The sequence below is a fragment of the uncultured Arcanobacterium sp. genome (assembly GCF_947253055.1).
In the GTDB taxonomy this organism is placed as follows: Bacteria; Actinomycetota; Actinomycetes; order Actinomycetales; family Actinomycetaceae; genus Arcanobacterium_A.
This window is the reverse complement of record NZ_CAMXYE010000103.1, coordinates 1-3,481: the sequence shown is the minus strand read 5'-3', so window position 1 is coordinate 3,481 and position 3,481 is coordinate 1. Positions and strand designations below refer to the sequence as shown.

Here is a 3,481-nt window from a genome sequence, read left to right as displayed (position 1 = left end):
CTTAACGACTAAATTCAATCCCGTATCCAAGGGCTGCAAATTTCCGTCCGTCACCACGACCGCGATTTCTACAATGGCATCTTTTTCCAGATCCAGCCCGGTCATTTCCAAATCAATCCAAACAATTGGAGCTTCTTGCCCAGCCAAAACATTCACCTCGTTAAAAATAGGAAAACCCTAGCGCCTCCAGCGGGACTCGAACCCACAACCTACGGCTTAGAAGGCCGGTGCTCTATCCATTGAGCTATGGAGGCCAGCACTAAGTAAATCTACTCGGTTTCGAGAAAGTCTAGCAAGCCCAGTGCCGCTTACTGGTGGATAAGTAATAAATGCAATATATAAGTGCATAATAGATATATGGATACGAATTCTCTTCCGCACCACCACATCGAATTAGTGCAGGGTACAATTGCGGCTCTGCGCAATGCGGAGCTGCCGCTTGTAATGCCGGGAGCAGAGGAACTAAATGAAACGCGTAAAATGCTCCTTACGCAGCTAGAAGCGCGGATATTACCTCGTTTAGAAGCTGCAGATATGCCGGCGCTGGTGGTGTTAGGTGGATCTTCAGGGGCGGGAAAATCTACGATTGTGAATTCGCTGCTCCAGGAAGAAGTTTCTGCTGCGTCAATCATGCGCCCCACCACACGGATTCCGGCAGTTGTGCTGCACCCAACCGACGCCGCTGCTTTAGATAAGCATATGTTGAAAGACTTAGGTACTTACTGTGTATCGGAGGCAGCTATTCCGGGGATAGTAATAGTGGACGCTCCGGATTTAGATACGATTGAGCAGGAAAATCGGGAAATTTCTAACCGTCTTTTAGATGCGGCCGATTTATGGTTATTTGTGACGACGGCGGCGCGCTACGGAGACGCGGTAGCTTGGGATACCTTGCAGCTGGCGCGGCAGCGCGGAATTACCTGCGGAGTTATTTTGAATCGGGTGCGCCCGGAAGCGATAGATGCTATTAGCCGGGATTTACGCCAGCGCATCAACGATTTAGGGATGGAAGATAGCCCGCTCTTTATTATTCCCGATCAAGGGGCGATGGAAGGATTATTGCCGGTTGCCGCCGTAGCAGAGCTTCAAAATTGGTTGCAGGTGGTGGCGGAATCGAAAATGGCTGACAGCTTGGTGCAGCGCACCACGGCAGCTACTTTCCCCACTCTGCGCGCCGATTTATTACGGCTGGCAGACGGCCTAGAAGCGCAGGAGCACGCACTTACAGATTTACGCGATAAAGCGCACGAGGGAGCGCGGGCGCCGCTCGAAAAGCTAGTGGCTAATATCGAAGCGGGAAGATTTGGGCAAGGTGCTCCTACTACGGCGTGGTTGGCGGCGGCTGCGACCGGAGGGCCTTTGGCCGGCCTAGTGGCTCTGAAAAAACCTCCGCTAGTATTGCGCCGCTACAGTGCAAAGCGAGATTTAGCAGCTCGGCAAGTGTTTGATCCGGTGTTTACTTCTGCGAAGTTGGCTTTGATGCAAGGAATCGTGACGGCGCAGGCTGCTATCGAAAAATCTTGGGAAAAAGACGTGGTAGATACCAGCAACTTTGTGCCGCGCGCGCGGCAGGAGATTGATCCAGAAAAATTAGTGGATAAGGCGCTGGCGCGGTGGCAAGAAAATTTGCAGATATTAGGGAGAAATTGCCGAGCTAATGCGTGGCTAAGCCCTGCCGGTAACGCTGCTTTAATCGGCGCCGCAGCCGGAGGTATCGTAGGAGCGCGGCGCGCGGCAGCCAAAATCTCGCTAGAGAGTTCGGTCTGGGAGGCGCGGCGGGCGTTAGCCCAAATCGTGCGGGAGACGCTTGCCGAATTAGTGGCTTACTATACGGATGTCTTAGCAGAGGTAGAAGTGGGAGATAGCACGGCCTTGCGGGCGCGCGCGAGTGAATTTTTAGCGGAATTTTAGCGGGGGATTATTAGCGGAATTTTAGGCGTCATTCTCCGCGAGTTTTTCGGCGTTATCCTTTGTGGGTTTCTCGGCGTCATTTTCCGTATTCGGCTAACTCCTAAGCGCTCCAGTAATCGCGCCTCTGATCAATGGGCTGCTTGGCGGGGCTAGGTTGCCTGGTGGAGATGGGCTGCGTGGCGGAATAAATTCTTAACGGCAATGGGCTGCTTGGCGGCGTAGAAAAGAAAAAATGAAAGATAATCGCTTATTATAGAGCTTAGATGGAGCAAGGAAATTAGATGAGCAAGGAAAGGGGAGCCGTGGCAGAGAGCGCGCATTTTTCTGCGCAAACGCAGCAGCTATATCAGCGTTTGGAAGATATGAGAGATATGCTCCAAACGGCGGCTCCTTATTTTCCCGACCAGGTGCGCGAGCGCGCTCTAGCTGATTTAGAAAAAGTGGAAAAACGCCTCCACATCGGAGGGAATTTTGCCGTAGCTGCCTTGGTAGGAGGCACGGGTTCGGGGAAATCTACCCTTTTTAATGCGCTGACGGGTCTCGAATTTGCCGACGCCGGAGAGCTGCGCCCCACCACGGAGCGCCCTACTGCTTGTGCTTGGAGTGGGGAAGCGGTTGAACTGTTGGATTATCTGGAGATAGAGAGAAGTCGGCGCATTGTGCATGATTCAATTCTCACTCCTACTCCAGCCGAATTAGAAGGTCTAGTATTGCTCGATCTTCCCGATCACGATTCGGTGAAGATTGGCCATTCCTTGCTCGTCGGGAAAATTCTTCCGCTAGTAGACGTCTTGATTTGGGTAGTTGATCCGCAAAAATATGCCGACCATCTCTTGCATCGCGAATACTTGGAAGCCTTGGCTGATCGGGCAGATTCCATGTTGGTGGTCTTAAATCAGGTAGATACTTTGCCGGCGGGAGGCGCGGATCGGATTATAGAAGATTTGCGCGGCTTGCTTATAGCCGATGGCTTAAAAGATGTGCCTATCTACCCTGTTTCGGCGCTGCAAGGGCAGGGATTGGCGCCCGTAAAAGAAATTTTGCAGGCGTCAGTGCAGCGCCCCAATATCACGCAATTGACGGCGGAGGCCGAATTAGCGGCGATTTCTGCGCGTCTACAGATATATGTAGGAGAAGGAGAAGCGGAGTTGCGCGGTGCGCCCGCGGCGGCTTTTGCAGAAAAGATTTTCCGCGCTTCCGGTTTGCCTTCAGTAGTGCAGTCAATTCACGATTCTGGGAAAGGCTGGTTCCGCCCCGCGGTTTCTGCCCCCGACCGCCCCTCGTACACTATGACGGTCGCAATTCGCGATGCGTGGGAAGCACATTTAGTGGCGGGAATGCCTGATTTATGGGAGCAGGCGCTCTGCCGGGCTTTGCCCACGCCGGAGCGGATGCGGAAAAATTATGGCTTAAGGTTGGCGAAAGTGCCTGCAAAGCCAATAGCTCATTATCCGCGGTGGATTTTTACGCTTTTTGCCGTTTTGCTGTTTGCCGGAGGAGTAGCCGGCGCGGTATTCGGTATACCGTGGGTGGGAGAACCGCCGCGCATTGCCTTAGTAGTGGCGGCTTC

General features: G+C 53.0%; 3 protein-coding genes and 1 tRNA gene. 2 read left to right on the top strand and 2 right to left on the bottom strand.

What is annotated here, in order from left to right; all coding sequences use genetic code 11:
* Positions 1 to 147, bottom strand: a 147-nt coding sequence (locus tag Q0X35_RS06240) for an exonuclease domain-containing protein (RefSeq protein WP_297566612.1), incomplete at its 3' end; no start/stop codon positions are given.
* Between the two features lie 34 nt (positions 148 to 181).
* Positions 182 to 254: transfer RNA gene (locus Q0X35_RS06235), tRNA-Arg, on the bottom strand.
* Between the two features lie 103 nt (positions 255 to 357).
* Between Q0X35_RS06235 and Q0X35_RS06230 the strand changes: the two genes are divergently transcribed.
* On the top strand, positions 358 to 1,911 hold the full coding sequence (locus tag Q0X35_RS06230) for a GTPase (RefSeq protein ID WP_297566610.1): 1,554 nt from the start codon (positions 358 to 360) through the stop codon (positions 1,909 to 1,911).
* Between the two features lie 281 nt (positions 1,912 to 2,192).
* Positions 2,193 to 3,481: GTP-binding protein (locus Q0X35_RS06225; protein ID WP_297566609.1), on the top strand; the 1,289-nt coding region annotated here is incomplete at its 3' end.